The sequence below is a fragment of the Mycobacterium paraffinicum genome (genome assembly GCF_001907675.1).
Classification (GTDB): Bacteria; Actinomycetota; Actinomycetes; order Mycobacteriales; family Mycobacteriaceae; genus Mycobacterium; species Mycobacterium paraffinicum_A.
The window spans coordinates 259,210-274,423 of record NZ_MPNT01000003.1 but is presented as its reverse complement, the minus strand read 5'-3'; the positions used below and the strand labels follow the sequence as shown (position 1 = coordinate 274,423).

The window sequence follows — 15,214 nt, the reverse complement described above, 5'->3', positions numbered from 1 at the left end:
CGCACTTCTTGGGATCTCGTACGGCGAATGCCCGGGCTGTTAGGGGGCGACGGTCAGCCAGTCTTTGAAACCCGACGGGTCGTGGCGGCCCAGCGCGCCGTGCTCGTAGAGTCCCCAGCCCTCCACGGGCTCGCGGTCGCCGTCGCGGCACAGTGCCCGGCCGACGTGGTCGATGACGCCGAAACCCGACCGCGCGACGATTCCCGGGTCGGTCATGTCGTAGGTCAGGCGTTCGACGAACTTCTCGCCCTTCCAGGTGCCGTGCAGCCAGTCCGAGTCGCCGCCGTAGCCGCCGCCCACGTGGATGGGCACCGGCAGCTTGGACTCCACGTCGAAATGGACCGGCGTGCCGTCGGGGGCGGTGGCGTCGATCGTCGCGCCGGTGGGGATGCGCGTCCCGGAGCGGTAGTGAATCTTGACCCGCGGCCAGCCCAGCTGCTCGACGCGGCCGTCGCGCCAGATCCGGGTGCAGTCATTGAGCGAGCGGAAGCCGTTGGGCTCCTCCTGGATGATCAGCACGATCGCAAAGTCGTCGAACGCCATCGGCACGTAGAGCCACCACATGCCCTCGAACGGCGGGTCGGCGGGCCGCCCCGCGGGCTCCGGTTCGCCGATCGGCCGGATGCCCCAGGACCGGTCGCGGCTGCCGAGCCAGGTCGCGGGGTCGACGGCGAGCTCCTCGCCGTCGATGGCGATGCGGCCGCTCCAGCTGCCCAGCTGGGCGAACCGCTGCGCGTCCAGCGTCACCCGGTTGCCGGACCGCAGGACGTGCGGCTGCTCCTGCACGACGTCGAACAGCCCTTCCCAGGTGAGATCGGCTGCGATGCCTTCGGTTTCGTCGAGGACCAGCCGCAGTTTGTGCAGCGGCTCGATGACCTCGATCAGGTAGCCGTTGACCCTCTGGTTGAGGCGGTCCTGGTCGATGGCGTCACACAGGTGTACCGCGGTCTGGATGTCCCCGCGCCGGACGAGGAAGAATGCGTCCTTGACGCCGAGGTTGGGGTAGTAGCCTATGCCGCTGATGACGAAGATATTTCCGGTGCGGTCGTGGGCGTTGAAGTAGGAGCGGTCGTAGAAGTTGCGGTCCGAGGAGCCCGGCCACGCGATCGGCTGGGGGATCTGATGTACCGGGAACTCGTCGAGCGGTCCGAGCATTAGTGGTCCTCTCCGATCAAACGGCGCATCAATCCGGCGTGGTAGAACAGCGACTCGACGTCCTCGGGCTGCTCGGTCTCGCCGAAGTGCACCCGGCGCGCGCCGGTGCGCATGAACACGCAGGCCCACATGACGCCCGAGTAGACGTAAAACCAGCGCAGGTCGCCCACTTCCACACCGGTCAGTCGCCGATAGGTGGCGCGGACGTCGTCCTCGCGCATCACATCCGGCAGGCCGGGCAGCCCGGCCAGACCGGTCAGTTCTTGAAACACCATGTGGGCGTAGATCATCCACGCCACGTCGAGCTCACGCGGCCCGAGCGTGACCATCTCCCAGTCCAGCACCGCCACCGGGGAGAAGTCTCGGTACAACACGTTGCCCACCCGGGCGTCTCCCCAGAGCAGGACGGGCTCGGCCGCGGCGGCCGCGTCCGGCCAGTTGTCTTCCAGCCACGCGAAGGTTCGCTCCAGCAGCGGCGAGCGGCCGATGTCGGGCACCGCGAAGTCGTACCACGACCGCACCCAGTTGAAGTGCCGGCGCAGCGCGGTGTCGCCGTGTTGGCCGTCGGCGAGGAACCCAAATGTCTTCTCGGCGTTGGGGATCGCGTGCAGTCTGGCCAGCACCTCCACCGTGGCGTCCTGCAGTTCGCGCTGGCGCTGCGCGGGGGCGTCGGCGAACCAGTTGTTGCCGAACGTGTAGGGCATGACGTCGGGTGGCACCACGCCCTCGACGTAGTCCATCACGAAGAAGGGCGTGCCCAGCACCTCGCCGGTCGGCTCGAGCCAGCGCACCGGCGGGACCGGGACGTCGGTGAGTTCGCCGACCCTACGGATCACCTCGAACTGGTGGTCAAGCCGATACGTGGGGAAGACCTGCACGTCTTCGGGGGCGGGGGCGACCCGGGTCACCAGCTTCTGCTCGACGGGCCCGCCGTCCTGCCGCCAGCGAGCGGAGAGGATGATCGTTTCCGACGACATGCCCGTCGAGTCGACACCGCTCTCGACGGTGACCTCCGGGTTCGCACCGGCGGGCAGCACGGTCGACAGCCACTTCGACATCACCGCGGGCAACGTCGTGACATCTCGGCTGGAGCGCTGAAGCCGGTCGACCTTGTCGAGCACGGGTTCGTTGGCCACGGGTGCCTCCATTCTTTGAGACTTCGTTCTCTTGAGACTTAGTTGTCTTTGAGACTTCGGCGCGGCAATTACGATACGGTAGGTAGCGTTATGAAAGCAGACCCGTCCGCCATTGACAAGGCCCCCGGTGCCGGCCGCCCGCGGGACCCGCGTATCGACTCGGCGATCCTATCGGCCACCGCGGAACTGCTTGTCCAAATGGGCTATTCAAACCTGAGCCTGGCGGCGGTCGCCGAGCGGGCGGGAACCACGAAGTCCGCGCTGTACCGGCGGTGGTCGAGCAAGGCCGAACTGGTGCACGAGGCGGCCTTTCCGGTGGCGCCGACCGCGCTCGAGGCGCCGGCCGGGGACATCGCCGCCGACATCCGCATGATGATCGAGGCGACCCGCGACGTCTTCACCACCCCGGTGGTCCGCGCCGCCCTGCCCGGGTTGGTGGCCGACATGACGGCCGATCCCGCGTTGAACGCCAGGGTGATGTCCCGCTTCGCGGACCTGTTCGCGACGGTGCGGGTGCGCCTGAGTGACGCCGTCGACCGGGGCGAAGCCCATCCCGACGTGGACCCGGACCGGCTGATCGAGCTGATTGGGGGCGCGACGATGCTGCGCATGCTGCTGCGCCCGGAGGACGAGCTCGATGATGCGTGGGTGGAGCAGACGACCACCATCGTGGTGCACGGGGTGACGCGATGACTGGGCGCCTGTCGGGGCGGGCGGCGATCGTCACGGGCGCCAGCCGCGGGCTGGGGCGGGCGATCGCGTTGGCCCTGGCGGCCGAGGGCGCGGCCGTGGCGGTGGCCGGGCGCACCGAGCAGGTGTGGGACGAGCGGTTGCCGGGGACCATAGGCGAGACGGCCGCCGACATCGAGGCGGCGGGAGGGCGCGCGGTGGCGGTCCGCGCGGACCTGACCGAACGGGACGACATCGGCCGACTGGTGGCTAGCGCGCGAGATGCTTTGGGGCCCATCACGATTCTGGTCAACAATGCGGCCTTCACCGCGCCCGGCCGCCCGCCGACGCCGGGCGCCGAGCAGCGCACCAAGTCCGCCAAACCGGCCGGCGGCGCCGCCAAGCCCGGGTGGCCGGGGTTTGTCAGCATCCCGCTGGCCGCCTACCGCAGGCATTTCGAGATCGCCGTGTTCGCCGCCTACGAGCTGATGCAGCTGGTCTGCCCCGACATGATCGAAGCGGGTGGCGGGGCGATCATCAACATCACCTCGGTCGCGTCGAGGATTCCCGGCGACGGGCCGTACCCGGACCGCGCCGGCGGGGTGCTGCCGGGTTACGGCGGGTCCAAGGCGGCGCTCGAGCACCTGACCCAGTGCGCGGCCTACGATCTGGCCGATCACCAGATCGCGGTGAATGCCCTGTCACCGTCGAAACCGATCCTCACTCCGGGGCTGGCCTACTATGCCCCCGAGTTCGACGACACCGCCGGCGCCGACGAATTCGCCGAGGCGGCAGTCGAATTGGCGTTGGTCGATCCCGGTAAGGTGACGGGACGCACGATCGGCCATCTTCAGGTGCTCGACGGCAGCTTCCGGCCCTTCCAACTCGATTAGCCGGGCCTGGATTAGCCGGGCTTGGTGGCCGTGACGGCGTTGACGATCACGGCATGCAGGCGCTGCCACTTCGGCGACCGCAATCCCGCCTGCAGCAGCAAGCGTTCGGCGCGGCGACGGGTGCGGGCCTTGCCCCGGCGGCCGACGGCGAGGGTTGGCAGCCACAACGAAAACTGGTCGACGAGCACCAGGCGTCCGCCCGGCCGCAACACCCGCGCGCACTCCGTGAGCCCGGCCAGTTGGTTGGACCAGCGATCGAATGAGGTGGTGCTGACGACCAGATCGAAGACGCGGTCGGCGTAGTTGATCTCTTCGGCCGCTCCGCGATTGAAGCTCAACCGCGGGTCGCGGGCGAGAGTCCTTGCGACGGCGACCATTTGCGGGGCGGGGTCGATCCCGCTGAGGTGTTTGGCATTCGGGTAGCGGCGGGCCAGCAGCCCCAACAGGTAGCCCGTGCCGCATCCGACGTCGAGCACGTACTCGGGAGCGGTGACGGTCGCCACGGCCAGGTGCGCGGTGCGGTCGGCGATTTCGTGGTGCAGCCGCCCGCGCCAGCCGCGGTCGTAGCCGGCGGCGCGTTCGTCGAATGCGGCGACGTCCCGATGCGGCGGCACCCGCTGAGTGTCTCACCGGGCGTCCCGCTTGGCGAGCAGCTCAGCACCCCGGCTGGGTTTCCTCGGGTGGGTCGGGATCGCCGCGGAGGAGCTCGTCCGGGTGGTGAGCGTGGTTCACCTCGGCTGGCCCGCTGCCATCCGTCCAGGCGAGCCGCCCGTCGTCGGCGACCTCGGTGCGACAGTCGCCCCGGCTCGCCGCGGCGTGGTCGCACCCGCATGCGAAGAACAGTTTGTCCGCGTCGGTTTGGCCATCGTCCGCCCAGTCCGGGCAATGGTGCACCTCGCAGTGGTAGCCGGGTTCGAGGCAGTTGGGCCGCGTGCAACCGCGGTCGCGGGCATAGCAGATGAGCCTCTGGTCGGCGGTGGCGAGGCGTTTCTGCCGACCCAGGTACAGCGGGCGGCCGGTGTGATCGTCGAAAACCGCCAAGTAATGAATTGCCTTGGCTGCCATCCGAATTAGGTCGGGCATCGGCAGCCTCGAATCGCCGCCCGTTCCGGCCGGCGCCGGCATCGGAACCGACGAGTCGATTACCGCGTGTGCGGCGCGGTCGAGTTCGGCTAACGTGGTCGTGACGACCACCGTCACGGGGTGACCGCGGTGCGTGCCGAGCCGGCCGGAGGCGACGGCGGTCTCGAGGCCCCATTTGAACGCGTCGTGGCAGCGTTGGGCCGGTGTCCGCCGGTCGCGGGCCTCCGGGTCGTTGCCCGCGCCGTCCGGTTGATGGCGCCCGGGCCGCACGGCCGCTTCGACGGCTTCGAACCAGGCGCGGGCCTCGGGGTCGAGCAGGCCGACCAGCCGCGACATGCCATCGGGCCCCTGTGGGCCCAGATGTAATCGGCGTCGGCGAGCCCGGTCCTCGTCGTTGAAGAGACCATCGGGATTGAGGTGGTCGGCGATCCGCCGTCCGAGCTTGGCGACGACCCCGGCGTCGAGTTTGGTCGCATGCTGCACCAGCGCGTGCTCGGCGTCCGCCACATCCAGGGGCGACACGCGGGCGGGCAGCACATCCACGGCCGCGCATACCGCCCTGATGTGGTCCTCGCCGACCGCACCCGCCGCCACCGCGGCCGCCAGCTCCGGTAGTTCCGGCGGCACGGGCGGCCCGGTCAGCGAGCGCCGCGGCCGGATCCGAGCCGCGACCCGGAACCGGCGAGTGATCTCATTGGGCGTGATGCGCAGCCGCGCCCACAGCCCGTCGCGGACCGCAGGCACTAACCCGCCCCCGTCGGGCGGATCGGCGATTTCCGCGAAGAACCGGTACATCAGCCCTCGATTGGTGCGCTCCTGGGTCTCCAGCCGTTCGGCGACCGCGAGCCGGAAATCGGTGCCGACCACGTCCGAGGGGGTCTGCCGCAGCACGCCCTCGGCCGCGTCGATCGCGTCGAGGGCGGCGGCGATCCGTTCTCGTGCCTGTTCGGCGCTCATCCGGAAACCCATCCCTCCACGTTATCGAACACATATTCGAATACCACCCTCGGAATCGGGTTTTGTGGATGAATCGCGGACTGTGGATAACGTCGGGCCTGACGTGCCAGGATGAGGCAAAGCCAACCGGTCGAGTGGTGTGCCAATGCCTGGTGTGGACAAGGCCACGGGGCGGGCCGTCGCCCTGATCGTGCTGCTGCTCGTCGTCTCGGCCGCCCTCCGCGGTTATCTGCCGGCCTCCCAGCGCGGGCCGCGCGGCGAACCCGCCGGCAGCGGTGCGGCGCTGATATTCGTGGTGGCGATCCTCGGGGCGGCGCTCACCCTGGTGGCGATTGCCGTCATCGCGCGGTTGCGGGACCCGCGCGCGGCGGCCCCGCAGGCCGGCCAGCTGTCCGAGATGCTTGGCACCGGCACGGGCAGGCCGAGCTGGCGCGTCGTGCTCATCGGGCTGGCGGTCATCATCGCGTGGCTGTTGATCGTGCTGGTCGGGTCCCGCCTGCTGCCGTCCCACGGCGTCGGCCAGGCGCCGCCCCAACCGGCGACCGGCGCCCCGTCCGGCGAGCATGCCAACGCCCCGCAGCCGCGGCGGCCACACCCGCCGAACGGGGACATGTTCGGCATCCTGCTCGCCGCGACCGTCCCGACGATGTTGATCATCGCCACCGGGACGGTCGTCATGTCGAGGCGCCGGGGGCGCGCGGCGACAACGGTCACACTCGCCGAGGGCATTGTGGAATCGCCGGCGCCGCCGACCCGTTCGGAATCGCTGGCGCGGGCGGCCGAACGCGGGCTTGCCGAGATGACCGACCTGAGCCGCGAACCGCGCGAGGCGATCATCGCCTGTTACGCGGCGATGGAGCGCGAACTCGCCCATGTGCCCGGCGCCGCCCCGCAGGAGTTCGACACCCCGACCGAGGTGCTGGCCCGGGCGGTCGAGCACCATGCGCTGCGCTCCGACAACGCCGTGCAATTGGTGAGCCTGTTCGCCGAGGCGCGCTTCAGCCCGCACGTCATGCACGAGGGTCACCGCGACGTGGCGGTGCGCGTTCTTCAGTTGGTCCTCGACGAACTGCGATCCCGGATTCCCGCATGAAAAAGACTCTGGCCCTTGGCGTTTGCTTGATCGTCGGGATCGAGCTGCTGGCGCTGATACAAGGCGATCGGCGGTTGGTGTTGGCCGCCTCCGGTGGCGCGCTGGCCCTGGTGTTGCTCACCGTCCGTCGCGTGCTCGGGCGCGGAATGCAGTTCGAGGGCGAAGCGGAGCCCGACGACCTCGGCGATTCGTTGCGCCGGTGGCTGTCCAACACCGAGACGACGATCCGCTGGTCGGAGTCCACCCGGGTGGACTGGGACCGGCATCTGCGCCCCATGCTCGCGCGCAGATACGAAATGGCCACGGGCGAACGGCGATCCAAAGACCCGGTGGCGTATCAGGCCAGTGGTCAGATGCTCTTCGGGACCGAACTGTGGGAGTGGGTCAACCCGAACAACGTCGCGCTGACCGGTGACCGGCGGCCCGGTCCCGGCCGTGCGGCGCTGGAAGAGATCCTGCGAAAGTTGGAACAGGTATGACGCTGCCGGCGGCAACGACCACAGCGCACTGCGAGGCGGTGCTCGACGAGATCGAGCGGGTGGTGGTGGGCAAGCGTTCCGCGCTCACCCTCATCCTCACCGCGGTGCTCGCGCGGGGCCACGTTCTGATCGAGGACCTGCCCGGCCTGGGCAAGACGCTGATCGCCAGGTCGTTCGCCGCCGCGCTGGGTCTGCAGTTCACCCGCGTGCAGTTCACCCCGGACCTGTTGCCGGCGGACCTGCTCGGCTCGACGATCTACGACATGCAATCGGGCCGTTTCGCCTTCCGGCCCGGACCCATCTTCACCAACCTGTTGCTCGCCGACGAGATCAACCGCACGCCGCCCAAGACGCAGGCGGCGCTGCTGGAGGCGATGGCCGAAGGCCAGGTGAGCATCGACGGCGAAACACACCGGCTGCCAAAGCCGTTCATCGTGCTCGCGACCGACAACCCGATCGAGTACGAGGGCACCTATCCGCTGCCGGAAGCGCAGCTCGACCGGTTCGCGATCCGCCTGGAACTGCGTTACCTCTCCGAGCGCGACGAGGCCGCGATGCTGCGCCGCCGCCTCGACCGCGGGTCGAACGAGCCGACCGTCAACCAGGTCGTGGATGCGGACGACCTGCTGGCCATGCGGGAATCGGTCGAGCAGGTGACCGTGCACGAAGACGTGCTGCACTACGTGGTGGCGCTGGCCAACGCCACCCGGCATCATCCGCAGGTGGCGGTGGGCGCCAGCCCGCGCGCCGAACTCGACTTGGTCCAACTCGCCCGCGCCCGCGCGCTTTTGCTCGGCCGCGACTATGTGATCCCCGAAGACGTCAAGGCGCTCGCCGTCCCGGCGGTCGCACACCGGATCACCCTGCGCCCGGAAATGTGGGTGCGAAAAATTCAGGGCGCCGACGTCGTCGGTGAGTTGCTGCGCCGGCTGCCGGTGCCACGGACGGGCCAGGGCGGCTCCGGATGAGTGCGGCGTGACCGCCCGCGAAGTCGAATTCCGCTGGCGCGCATCACCATTGACGCGGGCCATGGCGACTTGCGCGGGGTTGGCGCTGGCGGCCGCGGTGATTGGCGCGCGCTGGCAGCTGATCGCGTTCGCGGCACCGCTGCTCGGCGTGCTGTGCTCCATCAGCTGGCAACGACCCGTGCCGACGGTCCGCGTGCACGGCGACCCCGACTCGCAGCGCTGCTTCGAAGACGACCGGGCGCGGCTGCGCATCTGGGCGACGGAGGACGGCGAGGCAGCGGGAACCTCCGCGGTCGAGGTGGCGATACCCCCCGTCGAGGGGATGCGGCTCGACGTTCTCGACGCCGATTCCCGGGACGCCAAAACGGTTGTGGCGACGGCCCAACGCTGGGGCCGGTACTTCGTCCGGGCCCGGGTGGACGCGGTCGCACGGGGCGGGTTGCTGTCCGGGTCGGCGAAAGTGGACGCCGCGGAAGTCATCGTGTTTCCGTTGACGCCGCCGCAGTCGACGCCCATCCCGCAGACCGAGTTGCTCGACCGCCTGGGTGCCCACCTCACCCGGCATATCGGCCCGGGCGTCGAGTACGCCGACATCCGCGCCTACGTGCCGGGAGACCAACTGCGCGCGGTGAACTGGCCGGTGAGCGCGCGCCGCGGCCAGCTGCATGTCACGCAGCGCCTGACCGACCGTGCCGCCGACGTGGTGGTGCTGATCGACACGTACCGGCAACCGGCGGGCCCGGCGACCGCCGCCACGGAGCGCGTCGTGCGCGGCGCCGCGCAGGTCGTGCAGACCGCCTTGCGGCACGGTGATCGCGCGGGGATCGTCGCCCTGGGCGGCAACCACCCGCGCTGGCTGGGCGCCGACATCGGGCAGCGCCAGTTTTATCGGGTGCTCGACACGGTGCTCGGCGCCGGCGATCGATTCGAAAGCACCACGGGCACGTTGGCGCCCCGCGCGGCCGTTCCCGCCGGCGCGATCGTCATCGCGTTCTCCACGTTGCTGGATACCGAATTCGCGCTCGCGCTGATCGATCTGCGCAGGCGCGGCCATGTCGTCATCGCCGTCGACATCCTCGACAGCACCCCGTTCGAGGTCGAACAGGATCCCCTGGTGAACCGGATGTGGGCGCTGCAGCGCTCCGCCATGTACCGCGACATGGCCACCGTCGGCGTCGACATCGTGTTGTGGCATCAGGACGGCGGATTGGAGCAATCCATGGGTGTGCTGCCGGACCGCCGCCGGCGGGTGCGGGGCCGGCTCCGTGTCTAGCGGCGACGCGGGCGCGCTGCCGCGGCTGTGGGCCCCGGTGTTCTCGGTCGCGTTCGGGCTGTTGACGGTGGCCCTGGCCGCCGACGGCGCGCAGGGACCGGCGGTGGCCGCGTGGGTGGCGGCGCTGATCGCGGTGCTCGGGGGAGCGGTATTTCGCCCTGCCGCAACGCTTGCCGTGTTGTTGTCGGTGGCCACCATCGCGCTGTCCGACCCGCCGTTGGTGTTCGTCGCGCTGTCCGGGCTATCCGCGGCCGCGTACCTGGTCTGCCGCCACGCGGCCGGCGCGTCGGCCGGGGCGGTGCTGGGCAGCTGGCCGACGGTCGTTGGGGCCGTGAGCTTTACGTTCGCCGGATTGGTCGCGACGTCGTTCCCGCTGCAATTGCCGTGGTTGCCGTTGATCGCGCCGCTGGCGGCGCTGGCGGTCTACGTGCTGGCCGTGCGCCCGTTCCTGAGCTGAGCTCAGTGCAGCAGTTGGGCGGCCTGATCGGCCAGGTCGAGCAGCGGCTGTGGGAAGATGCCCAACGCCACGGTGACCACGGCGCACACCGCGATCGCCGCCTTGCTCAGAATCCCGGGCGCCACCACGTGCGGGGTGTCGTCGGTCGCCTCGGTGAAGAACATCGACACGATCACCCGCACGTAGAAGTACGCGGCGATCCCGCTGGCGACCACACCGATGATCACCAGCGGCGCCGCGCCACCCTGGGCCGCGGCCTTGAACACGGCGAGCTTGCTGACGAAACCGCTCGTCAGCGGGATGCCGGCGAAGGCCAGTAGGAACATCGAAAACATCACGCCCACAATGGGTGAGCGCTGCCCGAGCCCCGCCCAGTGCGACAGCGTGGCGTCCTCGACGCCGTCGGCGTCGCGAATCAGGCTCACGATGGCGAAGGCGCCGACGGTGCTGAAGCTGTAGGCCAACAGGTAGAACAGGGTGGACGACAGGCCGGCCTGGTTGTCGGCGATGACGCCGGTGAGGATGAACCCGACGTGGGCGACCGACGAGTAGGCCAGCATGCGCTTGACGTCGGTCTGGTTCACCGCGGTGATGGTCCCCACCGCCATGGTGAGAATCGAGATCGTCCACAGCACCGGTCGCCACTGATCGTGCAGCGGCGGCAGCGCGACGTAGACCACGCGGAGCAGGGCGCCGAAGGCAGCGACCTTGGTGGCCGCCGCCATGAACCCGGTAATGGGGGTGGGCGCGCCCTGGTAGACGTCCGGAATCCACGAATGGAACGGCACCGCACCCACTTTGAACAGCAGGCCGACGGCGAGCAGCGCGACGCCCACCAGCGCCATCGAGGTGTCTCCGTGCGCCGCCAGCGCGTCCCGGATGCCCGTCAGCAGCAGCGTCCCGGTCGCGCCGTACAGCAGCGCCACGCCGTAGAGGAAGAACGCCGAGGAGAACGCGCCCAGCAGGAAGTACTTCATCGCCGCCTCTTGCGACAGCAGGCGCCGATGCCGGGCCAGGCCGCACATCAGATACAGGGGCAGCGAAAGCACCTCGAGCGCAACGAACATCGTCAACAGGTCGTTGGACGCCGGGAACACCATCATGCCGCCGACGGACAGCATCAACAGCGGGAACAGCTCCGTCTGCGCGGCCCCGGCCCGTTCGGCGTCACGCTCGGCGTCGCTGCCCGGAACCGCGGAGGCCTGCGGGGTGAACGAATCCAGCCCGGCCGGCCGGGCGGCTCCCACACCCGCGGCAACCTTGCTCTCCGCCTTGGCCTGCGTGCGTTCGGCGATGAAGATCACCGCCAGCACCGCCACCAGCAGCACCGTGCCCTGCAGGTACAGGGTGGTCCGGTCGACGGCCATGGCGCCCAGCACCGTCGCGCGGCCGGAGACCGGAGTCGACTCGGCCACCTCCACGGTCGCCAGGAACGCCGCGACCAGACCGGCCAGGGCCAACGTCACTTGCGCGCCGTAACGAACCCGCCTGGGCAGGAACGCTTCCGCGAGAACTCCCACCACCGCCACGCCGAACACGATCAGTGTCGGGCAGAGCAGGAAGTACTCGATGCTGGGGGTGGGGAGCGTCATCGTCGCGGTCCTTCGGCTGTCCGGGGTACGCGGTTGACCGCCGGCACGGTCGGGGCGGGATCATGCTGGCCGATCGTGGTCATGGTGTTCTCGACGGCGGGGTTGATGATGTCCAGCACCGGCTTCGGGTAGACGCCGAGCACGAACAACAGCGCGATCAACGGTGCGACCACGATCAATTCGCGCGCCCGCAGGTCACCGATCTTCTCGTTGCCGGTGGCCACCGGTCCGGTCATCATGCGCTGGTAGAGCCAGAGCATGTAGATGGCGGACAGCACCAGCGCGGTGACACCGAACGCGGCGGCCAGCCAGTACCGGTTGAATGTGCCCAGCAACACCAGGAATTCGCTGATGAACGGCGCCAGGCCGGGCAACGACAGGGTGGCCATGGCCGAGACCAGGAACGTGCCCGCCAGGACCGGCGCCACCTTCTGCACCCCGCCGTAGTCGGCGATCTTCCGGCTGCCGTGCCGGGATATCAGGAATCCCGCGATCAGGAACACCGCCGCCGTGGACAGGCCGTGGTTGAGCATGTACAGCGTCGACCCACTCTGCCCCTGGCTCGTCATCACGAAGATGCCCAGGATGATGAACCCGAAGTGGGAGATGGAGGTGTAGGCGATCAGGCGCATGACGTCGGTCTGCCCGATGGCCACGATCGCCCCGTAGATCACCCCGATGACGGCCAGAACGATGATCAGGGGACGGAAATACGTTGAGGCGCCCGGGAACAACTGCAGGCAGTAGCGCAGCATGCCGAAGGTACCGACCTTGTCCATGACGGCCATCATCAGCACCGCGGTCGCTGGGGTGGCCTCCACCGCGGCGTCGGGCAGCCAGCGGTGGAACGGCCACAGCGGCGCCTTGATGGCGAACGCGAACATGAAGCCCAGGAACAGCGCCTTGAACACCGCGGAGTCGGCGCCGTAGCGGCCGGAGGCGACGCCGGCCACGATCTCGCGGAAGTCGAAGGTGCCCGAACCGTGCTGCGCGGTCACCACGTACAGCCCGATCACCGCGGCCAGCATGATCAGCCCACCGAACAGGTTGTACAGCAAGAACTTCACCGCCGCGCGTGACCTGCCCGCGCCACCGCCGAAGCCCCCGATCAGGAAGTACATCGGGATGAGCATCGCCTCGAAGAACACATAGAACAGCAGCACGTCGAGCGCGACCACGGAGATCAGCACCATCGACTCGATCGCCAGCGTCAGCGCCACGTAGGCGTGCACGCCGCGCGGGCTGCGCTCGCCACCATCGTTCCAGCCGGCCACCTGCAGCACGGGGATCAGCACCGCGGTGAGCAGCACCAGCACCACGGCGATGCCGTCCACGCCCAGGGAGTAGGTGGCACCGAATGCCGGGATCCAGGAATGGCTTTCGACGAATTGATAAGTGCTGCCACCGGACTTGAAGCCGAGGGTGACGACGACCGCGACCGCCAGCGTGAGGACACCGAAGACCAGGCCCGTCCACTTCGCGAGCCGGCGCAGCCCCGGCGGCAGCAGGATGACGAGCACCGAGCCGGCCAGCGGCAACAGCCACAGGACACTCAGCCACGGAAGGTTGTTCACCACAGTTTCACCGCCAGGATCAGCGCGATCACCAGGACCGCGCCCGTCAGCATCGACAATGCGTAGTTGCGGGCGAAGCCGGTTTGCAGCCCCCGCAGGCGATTCGAAGTCCGGCCCACCAGGGCGGCCAGCGCGTTCACCGAGCCGTCCACACCCGCGTTGTCGACGTCGACAAGCGCTTGGGTGAGTTCGGCCCCGGGGCGCATGAACACCTCCTCGTTGAAGGCGTCGGCGTAGAAGTCCCTGCGCGCGGCCGTCGTGACCGGTGACACGGCGAGCGGGGCCACCCGAGGGATTTCCGCGGTGGCGTACAACCGGTAGGCCACCGCGATGCCGATGGCGACGACGCCCAGCGCTAGGGCGGTGCTGACCCACACCGGCAAGGCGTGGGTCACCTCTTCGTGTTTCCCGACGACCGGCTCGAGCCAGCGCGCCAAGGTGCCCCGCCAGGCCAGCAGCCCACCCGAGCCCACCGAGCCGACGGCGAGCAGGATCATCGGCCAGGTCATCAGGCCGGGCGCCTCGTGGGGATGGGCGCCGGGGCCCCAACGCTTCTGGCCGAAGAAGGTCATCAGCATCACGCGCGTCATGTAGAACGCGGTGACGCCCGCGCCCAGCAGCGCGGCGCCACCAAGCACGTAACCACGGGCGTCGCCGGCGCCCAGCGCGGCCTCGATGATGGCGTCCTTGGAGAAGAAGCCGGCGAACGGCGGCACGCCGATGATCGCCAGATAGCCGAGACCGAACGTGGCGAACGTGACCGGCAGGGCCTTGCGCAGACCGCCGTAGCGGCGCATGTCCTGTTCCTCGTGCATCGCGTGGATCACCGCGCCGGAGCCGAGGAACAACCCGGCCTTGAAGAAGCCGTGGGTGAGCAGATGCATGATCGCGAACGCGTAGCCGGCCGGCCCCAGGCCGGCGGCCAGCACCATGTAGCCGATCTGGCTCATCGTGGATGCCGCCAACGCGCGCTTGATGTCGTCCTTCGCGCAGCCGATGAACGCACCGAGCAGCAACGTGACGGCGCCGACGATCACGACGGCGGTTTGCGCATCGGGCGCCAGGTTGTAGAGCGGGTTGGACCGCACGATCAGGTAGACGCCGGCGGTCACCATGGTGGCGGCGTGGATCAGCGCGGATACCGGGGTGGGGCCCTCCATGGCGTCACCGAGCCACGCCTGCAGCGGGACCTGCGCGGACTTGGCGCAGGCGCCCAACAGCAGCAGCAAGCCCATCGCCGTCAGCGCGCCGCGGCTCGCGGCGGGCGCCCCGGCGAACACCCCGGCGTAGGACAGCGTGCCGAAGGTGCTGAACATCAGGAACATTCCCAGCGCCAGCCCCGCGTCGCCGACGCGGTTCATCACGAACGCCTTCTTGGCGGCGGTGGCCGCCGTGGGCTTGTGGTACCAGAACCCGATCAGCAGGTAGGAGGCCAGACCCACGCCTTCCCAGCCGACGTAGAGCACGACGTAGTTGTCGGCGACCACCAGCAACAGCATCGAGGCCAGGAACAGGTTGAGGTAGCCGAAAAACCGTCGGCGGTCGGGGTCTTCGGCCATGTAGGCGACCGAGTAGATGTGGATCAGCGACCCGACGCCGGAGATCAGCAGCACGAAACACACCGATAGCTGGTCGATCTGCATGCCGAGGTCCACCTGCAGCTGGCCGACGGGGATCCAGGTGTACACCGTCTGGTGGATGACCCGGTCGTCGGCGCCGCGGCCGAGCAGTTCGTTCAGCAGGCTCAGGCCCACGCCGAACGCCGCCAGCGCGGTGGCGCAGCCCAGCCAGTGGCCCCACGGGTCGGTGCGTCGCCCGCCGAACAACAGGATCGCGGCACCCGCGAGCGGCAGCGCCACCAGCAGCCAGGTGTAGTGAGTCATGT

General features: G+C 69.3%; 14 protein-coding genes. 7 read left to right on the top strand and 7 right to left on the bottom strand.

Features of this window, described 5'->3' with window-relative positions; translation table 11 throughout:
• Positions 1–39: 39 nt before the first annotated feature.
• The gene (locus BRW65_RS05910; protein ID WP_073872259.1) at positions 40–1,155 is read right to left on the bottom strand and encodes a hypothetical protein; all 1,116 of its coding nucleotides are present in this window, start codon (positions 1,153–1,155) and stop codon (positions 40–42) included.
• Positions 1,155–2,291, bottom strand: a complete 1,137-nt coding sequence (locus BRW65_RS05905; protein ID WP_073872365.1) for a phosphotransferase family protein — start codon at positions 2,289–2,291, stop codon at positions 1,155–1,157. Before BRW65_RS05905 ends, BRW65_RS05910 begins: the two co-directional genes overlap by 1 nt.
• 90 nt (positions 2,292–2,381) lie before the next feature.
• On the opposite strand from BRW65_RS05905, the gene BRW65_RS05900 reads away from it, so the two are divergent.
• Positions 2,382–2,984, top strand: a complete 603-nt coding sequence (locus tag BRW65_RS05900; RefSeq protein WP_073872257.1) for a TetR/AcrR family transcriptional regulator — start codon at positions 2,382–2,384, stop codon at positions 2,982–2,984.
• Positions 2,981–3,853, top strand: a complete 873-nt coding sequence (locus BRW65_RS05895) for an SDR family NAD(P)-dependent oxidoreductase (RefSeq protein ID WP_073872255.1) — start codon at positions 2,981–2,983, stop codon at positions 3,851–3,853. Before BRW65_RS05900 ends, BRW65_RS05895 begins: the two co-directional genes overlap by 4 nt.
• An 11-nt stretch (positions 3,854–3,864) precedes the next feature.
• Here BRW65_RS05895 and BRW65_RS05890 read toward each other — a convergent pair whose 3' ends face one another.
• Positions 3,865–4,467, bottom strand: a complete 603-nt coding sequence (locus BRW65_RS05890; RefSeq protein WP_073872253.1) for a class I SAM-dependent methyltransferase — start codon at positions 4,465–4,467, stop codon at positions 3,865–3,867.
• A 40-nt stretch (positions 4,468–4,507) separates the two neighbouring features.
• Positions 4,508–5,905, bottom strand: a complete 1,398-nt coding sequence (locus tag BRW65_RS05885) for a 13E12 repeat family protein (RefSeq protein WP_073872251.1) — start codon at positions 5,903–5,905, stop codon at positions 4,508–4,510.
• Positions 5,906–6,038: 133 nt separating this feature from the next.
• On the opposite strand from BRW65_RS05885, the gene BRW65_RS05880 reads away from it, so the two are divergent.
• The 5 genes from BRW65_RS05880 to BRW65_RS05860 all read left to right on the top strand — a co-directional run bounded on the left by BRW65_RS05880 (position 6,039) and on the right by BRW65_RS05860 (position 10,163).
• Entirely contained in the window at positions 6,039–6,986 is a 948-nt protein-coding gene (locus tag BRW65_RS05880) for a DUF4129 domain-containing protein (protein ID WP_073872249.1), read from the top strand.
• Positions 6,983–7,465: a hypothetical protein gene (locus BRW65_RS05875; protein WP_073872247.1), complete on the top strand. Its 483-nt coding sequence runs from the start codon at positions 6,983–6,985 to the stop codon at positions 7,463–7,465. Before BRW65_RS05880 ends, BRW65_RS05875 begins: the two co-directional genes overlap by 4 nt.
• Complete coding sequence (locus BRW65_RS05870) at positions 7,462–8,433, top strand: AAA family ATPase (RefSeq protein ID WP_073872245.1); 972 nt, start codon at positions 7,462–7,464, stop codon at positions 8,431–8,433. Before BRW65_RS05875 ends, BRW65_RS05870 begins: the two co-directional genes overlap by 4 nt.
• A gap of 61 nt (positions 8,434–8,494) precedes the next feature.
• Positions 8,495–9,706 (top strand): DUF58 domain-containing protein, encoded by a 1,212-nt coding sequence (locus tag BRW65_RS05865; RefSeq protein ID WP_073872243.1) that lies wholly within the window; start codon positions 8,495–8,497, stop codon positions 9,704–9,706.
• The gene (locus BRW65_RS05860) at positions 9,699–10,163 is read left to right on the top strand and encodes a hypothetical protein (protein WP_073872363.1); all 465 of its coding nucleotides are present in this window, start codon (positions 9,699–9,701) and stop codon (positions 10,161–10,163) included. Before BRW65_RS05865 ends, BRW65_RS05860 begins: the two co-directional genes overlap by 8 nt.
• A 2-nt stretch (positions 10,164–10,165) precedes the next feature.
• Here the strand turns inward: BRW65_RS05860 and nuoN are convergent, their stop codons facing one another.
• From nuoN to nuoL, 3 genes are read right to left on the bottom strand one after another with little or no spacing between them, the layout of a single operon-like run.
• Positions 10,166–11,755, bottom strand: coding sequence for an NADH-quinone oxidoreductase subunit NuoN (nuoN, locus tag BRW65_RS05855; RefSeq protein WP_073872240.1), 1,590 nt, complete (start codon positions 11,753–11,755; stop codon positions 10,166–10,168).
• On the bottom strand, positions 11,752–13,329 hold the full coding sequence (locus BRW65_RS05850; protein ID WP_167374001.1) for an NADH-quinone oxidoreductase subunit M: 1,578 nt from the start codon (positions 13,327–13,329) through the stop codon (positions 11,752–11,754). Before BRW65_RS05850 ends, nuoN begins: the two co-directional genes overlap by 4 nt.
• Positions 13,326–15,212 carry an NADH-quinone oxidoreductase subunit L gene (gene nuoL, locus BRW65_RS05845; protein ID WP_073872236.1) on the bottom strand — a complete coding sequence of 629 codons (1,887 nt, stop codon included), beginning with the start codon at positions 15,210–15,212 and terminating at the stop codon, positions 13,326–13,328. The genes BRW65_RS05850 and nuoL overlap by 4 nt, the downstream gene beginning before the upstream one ends.
• Positions 15,213–15,214 lie beyond the last annotated feature (2 nt).